Annotated in this window: 5 protein-coding genes; 4 read left to right on the plus strand and 1 reads right to left on the minus strand. The window is 75.2% G+C overall.

What is annotated here, in order from left to right; all coding sequences use genetic code 11:
- Positions 1-50: 50 nt before the first annotated feature.
- Complete coding sequence (locus ACFV0O_RS23130; RefSeq protein WP_380344828.1) at positions 51-1,505, minus strand: class I adenylate-forming enzyme family protein; 1,455 nt, start codon at positions 1,503-1,505, stop codon at positions 51-53.
- 178 nt (positions 1,506-1,683) lie between these two features.
- On the opposite strand from ACFV0O_RS23130, the gene ACFV0O_RS23135 reads away from it, so the two are divergent.
- The 4 genes from ACFV0O_RS23135 (at position 1,684) to ACFV0O_RS23150 (ending at position 6,122) form a co-directional block, all read left to right on the plus strand.
- Positions 1,684-2,784, plus strand: a complete 1,101-nt coding sequence (locus ACFV0O_RS23135) for an alpha-hydroxy acid oxidase (protein ID WP_380344831.1) — start codon at positions 1,684-1,686, stop codon at positions 2,782-2,784.
- A gap of 45 nt (positions 2,785-2,829) precedes the next feature.
- Positions 2,830-3,657: a class I SAM-dependent methyltransferase gene (locus ACFV0O_RS23140; protein WP_380344834.1), complete on the plus strand. Its 828-nt coding sequence runs from the start codon at positions 2,830-2,832 to the stop codon at positions 3,655-3,657.
- A 246-nt stretch (positions 3,658-3,903) separates the two neighbouring features.
- The gene (locus ACFV0O_RS23145) at positions 3,904-4,839 is read left to right on the plus strand and encodes an alpha/beta hydrolase (protein ID WP_380344836.1); all 936 of its coding nucleotides are present in this window, start codon (positions 3,904-3,906) and stop codon (positions 4,837-4,839) included.
- On the plus strand, positions 4,836-6,122 hold the full coding sequence (locus ACFV0O_RS23150; protein ID WP_380344839.1) for a PLP-dependent aminotransferase family protein: 1,287 nt from the start codon (positions 4,836-4,838) through the stop codon (positions 6,120-6,122). The genes ACFV0O_RS23145 and ACFV0O_RS23150 overlap by 4 nt, the downstream gene beginning before the upstream one ends.
- The last annotated feature ends 132 nt before the right edge of the window (positions 6,123-6,254 follow it).

Here is a 6,254-nt window from a genome sequence, read left to right on the forward strand (position 1 = left end):
CTGCGGGGTCGGGCCGCGGTGCCTGCGGGGTCGGACGGTCGGGCGCGTGCTCAGCGCACGTTCGCGGCGGACGTCGCCGCGGAGGTCGTGGCGGTGTCGCGCAGGGCGGCCGGGTCGCGCAGCAGCTTTCCGGTGGCGGTGCGGGGGAGTGCGGGGAGCAGGGCGAGCCGGCGCGGCCGCTTGTAGGCGGCGAGGCGGCGGGCCAGCCCGGCCTGGAGCAGGGAGAGGTCGGCGTCGGCCTCGGTGGCCAGGTAGGCCTCGATGGCGCCGCCGTCGAAGACGACCACGGCCTCGCGGACCTCGGGCAGTGCGGTGAGGGTCTGTTCGACCTCGGTGAGGTCGACCTTCAGACCGCCGATCGACACCTGGGAGTCCAGCCGGCCGAGCACGGTGACCAGGCCGCCGGCCTCGTCCAGCCCGGCCGCGTCCCGGGTGTGCAGCCAGCCGTCCGACCAGCGCGTCGGGTCGTCCAGCCCGGGGTACGGGGAGGCCGTCGCGCCGAGCTGCAACTCGCCCTTCACCAGGCGCATCCGCATCCCGTGGACGGGGCGTTTGGCCGGGTGGAGGGTGCCGTCGAGGTCGGTGGCGATGACCCCGGTCTCGGTCATGCCGTACATGGTGCCGAGCGGGACGCCGTAGCGCCCGGTGAACAGTGCGGGCAGGCCCGGGCGGACCAGTTCGCCCGCGACGATCATCCGTCGCAGCCGGGGCAGCGGCGGGGGAGCGACCGCCCCCGCCAGCAGTTCGGCGTGGAAGGGCACCCCAATGACGGTGGTCGGCCGGTCGGAGCCGGCCACCGCGGCGAGGATGCCCGCGGCCGTCATCCGCTCCGGCACGGTGAGCGCGGCACGGGCGTACAGGCCGTTGAGCAGCCCGCCGACCAGGCCGAGCACGTGCACCACCGACGACAGCAGGACGACTCGTTCGCCCTCGCCGGGGAACTCCACCAGCCTGCGGTAGCAGTCGAGTTCGCGGAGCAGGTCGCCGGCGGTGCGGGCGATGACCTTGGCCGGTCCGGTCGATCCGGAGCTGAGCTGGATCAACGCGTGCCCGGTGCGGGCCGGTCGTCCGTCCGGCAGCGGGACGGCCACCGGCTCCACCTCGGAGAAGCCGCGCAGCGCCGCCGCGGGCCGGTGGGCGGAGCCTACCAGCACCTGCGGGGCCAGCCGCGCGACCGCCGCGTCGATCTCGTGGTCGGTCAACCGGTGGTCTAGCAGGGCGATTTGGGCGCCCAGCCGCCAGCATGCCAGCAGCACCGCGACGAACGCCACCGAGGGTGGCAGCCGCAGCGCGGCCGTGCCGCCGGGGCCCAGCCCGGCGGCCGCCAGGCGGACGGAGTGCTCGTCGACCAGGGCGCGCAGGGCGTCCCGGTCGAGCGGCGCGCCGAGGTGCAGGCACTCCTCGCCGCCGGCGCCGGCCAGCAGCAGCCGGTCGACCCAGTCGTCCGGGGCGTCGGAGTGCGGCGGAGCGGAAGGCGGACGTGAAGAAGGGGAAAAGCCGGTCAACGCGGCTCCATACGAGCGAGGGGATTTGACATGAACGCCGTTCGCAACCAAAACGGTCAATTCCGTTGCCAGACCATGGCACAGACGTTTGGTCAAATCAAGGTCTATACCAATGTGCTCGTTGCTCCTACGCTGCCGAACCGGGACCGGTCCGCGCGTGGCCGTCCTGGAACGAGGAATGCCCGTGGGAGCACTCACGCTGACCGGGATCGAGCGCGCGGCGCGCGCACAACTTTACCCGGAAATCTGGGATTTCATCGAAGGCGGCAGCGGTGCGGAACGCACCCTGGCAGCCAACCGGCAGATGTTCGGACACTATGCACTGCGCCCGCGCACCCTGGTCGACGTCTCCGCCTGCGATCCGGCGCTGACCCTGCTCGGCGCACCGCTCGGCCTCCCGCTCGGCATCGCCCCGATGGCCTACCACCGGCTGGTCGACCCGCAGGGCGAGACCGCCACCGCGCGCGCCGCCGGCCGGGCCGGCGCCCTGTTCGTCGCCGCGATGTTCGCCAGCCGCACCCTGGAGGAGATCGCCGGGGCCGCCACCGGCCCGCTCTGGCTCCAGCTGTACTGGCTGCGTGAACGAGCCGCCCTCGCCGCCTTGGTGGAACGCGCCGAGGCGGCCGGGTTCCACGCGTTGGTGCTGACCGTGGACGCCCCCAGGATCGGCCGCCGGCTGCGCGACCTGCGCAACGGCTTCGCCATCCCGCCCGCCGTCCGCGCGGTCAACCTGGACCCGCGCCTGATGTCCGCCAGCCACCGTGCGGCAGGCGGCAGTTCGGGCATCGCCGAGCACGCCCGCGAGCAGTTCGACCCCACCCTGAGCTGGGCTGACCTCGCCTGGCTGCGCGAGCGCACCCGGCTGCCCCTGGTCCTCAAGGGCATCCTCACCGCCGAGGACGCCAGGCTGGCCGTCGAGCACGGCGCCGACGCTGTCCTGGTCTCCAACCACGGCGGACGTCAACTCGACGGAGCCGTCCCGGCCCTGGCCGCCCTGCCCGAGGTGGTCGAGGCCGTCCCCGCCGAACTGCCGGTGCTGCTCGACGGCGGCGTGCGCACCGGCGCGGACATCGCCGTGGCCCTCGCCCTCGGCGCCCGCGCCGTGCTGGTCGGCCGTCCGGCGTTCTGGGGCCTCGCCACCGACGGCGAGACCGGCGTGCACCGGGTGCTCGCCCTGTTGCGCGAGGAACTGGAGCACACCATGGCCCTGTTGGGCCGCCCCCGGCTCGCCGACCTGGACCGCACGGCCCTCGCCCCCTGGCCGTGCGCGGTCGGCTGAACCGTACGGCGGCCGCACCCCGTAGTTCCGAGAGAGAGACCCGACATGACCGAACAGACCGAACAGACCGAACAGACCGAACAGACCGAACGATTCCCCGGCTGGGACTGGGACGACCCGGACGGCCTGGCCGCCCGCCTGGACGACTTCAGCGCGCAGGTCGCCACGTGCGACACGCTCGAAGCGCACCCCGGCGGGCTGCCGCGCGACCACGCGGGCTTCCGCAAACTCGGCCTCACCGGAATCGAGTTCGCCGCCTTCCGGACCGCCCACCCGGAGGGCCTGGGCACCGACCTCACCGCCCTGCGCGGCACCGGCACCGGCACTGTCAGCGGGACCGGCAGCCGCACCGAGCCCGGCACCCTCTACCGGGTCGACGGCGACCGCTGGTTCACCCAGCTCGACATCGCCGAGCCGCTGCCCTTCGCCGACGCCAGCGTCGACTGGGTGTACGCCGAGCACCTCATCGAGCACGTCACCATGCCCGTCGCCGTCGGCTGGCTGCGCGAGGCCCGCCGGGTGCTGCGCCCCGGCGGCGTCCTGCGTCTGACCACCCCCGACCTCGCCCGCTACCTGGCCGGCTACGTCACCGGCGACGGCTTCCTCACCAAGCACCGGCGCCGCCTGACCACCCTGGGCTTCGGCCCGCCGATGCCGGCCCGCCCGGCCTTCCTGGTCAACCAGATCTTCCGCTACTACGGTCACCAGTGGATCTACGACCTGGACGAGCTGCGGCACGTCCTCACCCTCGCCGGCTTCGCCCCCGAGCAGATCCGCCACTGCGCCTACCGCGAGGGCGTCCGGCCGGACGTCGCCGACCTCGACACGGCCTTCCGCACCGACGAGACCGTCTACGTCGAGGCCGACCGCTGACCGACCCGGCCGGCTGCTGACCGACCCGACCGACCGCTGACCGCCGACCGCCGTGACGACCCCGGGGCCGCGCGCCGAGCACGCCGGACGACACCGGCCACCGCGGCCGCCCGGCAACACCGGCCGGCCCGGCTCCCCGGCAACACCGGCCGACCGCCGACCGTCGTGACCACCCGCAGAACTCCCCGGCCGACCGCCGACCCCCTGTCGCCCGCCGAACCCCGCCGCTCCAGAACGGGACCACCCATGCCCCTGCACCCCCAGGCCGAGGCCCTGCGCGCCCGTCGCGCGCGCAGCGGCGCCCCGCCGCTCTACACCCTCACCCTGGCCGAGGCCCGCGCCGCCGACCTCGCCGACATCCGCGCCGCGGCCGGTACCCCCGAGCCCGTCGCCGCCGTCGAGGAACACCGCGTCGAGGGCCCCGGCGGCGAACTCGCCCTGCGGCTCTACCGGCCCGAACCGCCCGGCCGCCGACTGCCCGCCCTGCTCTACCTGTTCGGCGGCGGCTGGACCCTCGGCTCACCCGACACCAGCGACGCGGTCTGCCGCCGGCTCACCAACGCCGTCGGCTGCGTCACCGCCTCGGTCGGCTACCGGCCGGCCCCCGAACACCCCTTCCCCGCGGCCCTGCACGACTGCAGGGCCGCCCTCGTCCGGCTCGTCGAACGCGCCGAGGAGTTCGGCATCGACCCGGACCGGCTGGCGGTCGGCGGCGACAGTGCCGGCGGCAACCTCACCGCCGCCCTGACCCTCCTGCTGCGCGCCGAGGGCGGCCCCGCCCTGCGCCACCAGCTGCTCGTCTACCCCAACACCGACCACGGTGCCGACACCCCCTCGCTGCGCGAACACGACGACCCGCTGCTCTTCAACCGCCGCTCGGTCGCCTGGTACTGGGGCCACTACCTGGCCGACCCGGCCGACGGTGCCGGCCCGTACGCCTCCCCGCTGCGCGCCGCGACGCTGGCCGGCCTGCCGCCCGCGACCGTGCTCACCGCCGAGTACGACCCGTTGCGCGACGAGGGGGAGCAGTACGCCGAGGCGCTGCGCGCGGCCGGGGTCCCGGTGGAGCTGCGCCGCTACCCGGGCGTGCCGCACGGCTTCTTCGCCATGACCGGCACCCTGGACGCCGCCGCCGAGGCCCAGGCGTTCGCCGCCGGGCGGCTGCGGGAGGCCCTGCGGTGAAGCTCCCGCTGGAAGACCTGCACGCCTCCCTGGCCGACCCGCTGCTGGACGCGATGACCTTCCTCAACGAGGTCACCACCCGCTACCCCGACGCCGTCTCCTTCGCCCCCGGCCGGCCCTACGAGGGCTTCTTCGAGCCCGAGGACGTCCCCGCGCACCTGGACCGCTTCCTCGCCCACCTCGCCGACCGCGGCCTCGACCGGGACGCCGTGCGTACCGCGTTGTTCCAGTACGGCCCCACCAAGGGCATCATCGCCGACCTGGTCGCGCGCACCCTCGCCAACGACGAGGGCCTGACCGTCGCCCCCGAGTCGCTGGTTCTCACCGTCGGCGCCCAGGAGGGCATGCTGCTCACCCTGCGCGCGCTCTGCGCGGGCCCCGACGACGTCCTGCTGGTCAGCTCGCCCTGCTACGTCGGGGTCACCGGCGCCGCTCGGCTGCTCGACCTGACCACCCGGCCGGTCCCCGAGGGCCCGGAGGGCGGACCCGACCCGGAGGCCGTGGCCGCCGCGGCCCGGGCCGTCCGCGCCGAGGGCCGGCGCCCCCGCGCCCTGTACGTCGTCCCCGACTTCGCGAACCCGTCCGGCACCAGCATGCCGGTCGAGGCCCGTACCCGGCTGCTGGCGGCGGCCGCCGAGGAGGACGTCCTGGTCATCGAGGACAACCCGTACGGCTTCTTCGCCCGCACGCCGGGCCTGCGGCCCACCCTCAAGGCGTTGGACGGTCACGGTCGGGTCGTCTACCTCGGCTCCTTCGCCAAGACCTGCTTCCCCGGCGCCCGGCTCGGCTACGTCGTCGCCGACCAGGAGGTCACCGGGCCCGACGGGCGCTGCAGCCTGCTCGCCGACGAGCTGGCCAAGCTGAAGAGCATGACGACGGTCAACACGCCCGCGCTGAGCCAGGCCGTCATCGGCGGCATGCTGCTGGCGCACGACTGCCGCCTGCGCGCCGCCAACGCCCGGGCCACGGCCCACTACGCGGCCGGCATGGACACCCTGCTGCGGGAGCTGGACCGGCACTTCCCGGCCTCCGAACGGCGCCGTCTGGGCGTCTCCTGGAACCGGCCGGACGGCGGCTTCTTCGCCGTCCTCACGGTGCCCTTCACGGCCGACGACGCGGCGATGGAGCGGTGCGCCCGCGACCACGGGGTGTTGTGGACGCCGATGGCGCCGTTCTACCCGGCGGGCGGCGGAGAGCACCGGCTGCGGCTGTCCGTCAGCTCGCTGACGCAGGCGCGGATCATCGACGGGGTGGCGAAGCTGGCGGCCTTCATCACCTCCTGAGGGCGCGTCCGGGCACGGCGGAGGGGCCCGCCCGCCACCCGCCCGCCCCCGGGGGCCGCGCCCCCCCGCGGCGGGGGCGGGGGGGGCGGGGGTGGGGCCCCGCCGGCCCCGCGGGGCGCGGCGGCGGCCCCG

The sequence above is a fragment of the Kitasatospora sp. NPDC059577 genome (assembly GCF_042735475.1).
In the GTDB taxonomy this organism is placed as follows: domain Bacteria; phylum Actinomycetota; class Actinomycetes; order Streptomycetales; family Streptomycetaceae; genus Kitasatospora.

Bases quoted from the DNA above. Each gene is read 5' to 3' on its own strand.
- ACFV0O_RS23135 (WP_380344831.1), top strand. From the start codon at position 1,684: ATGCCCGTGGGAGCACTCACGCTGACCGGGATCGAGCGCGCGGCGCGC.
- ACFV0O_RS23140 (WP_380344834.1), top strand. From the start codon at position 2,830: ATGACCGAACAGACCGAACAGACCGAACAGACCGAACAGACCGAACGA.
- ACFV0O_RS23145 (WP_380344836.1), top strand. From the start codon at position 3,904: ATGCCCCTGCACCCCCAGGCCGAGGCCCTGCGCGCCCGTCGCGCGCGC.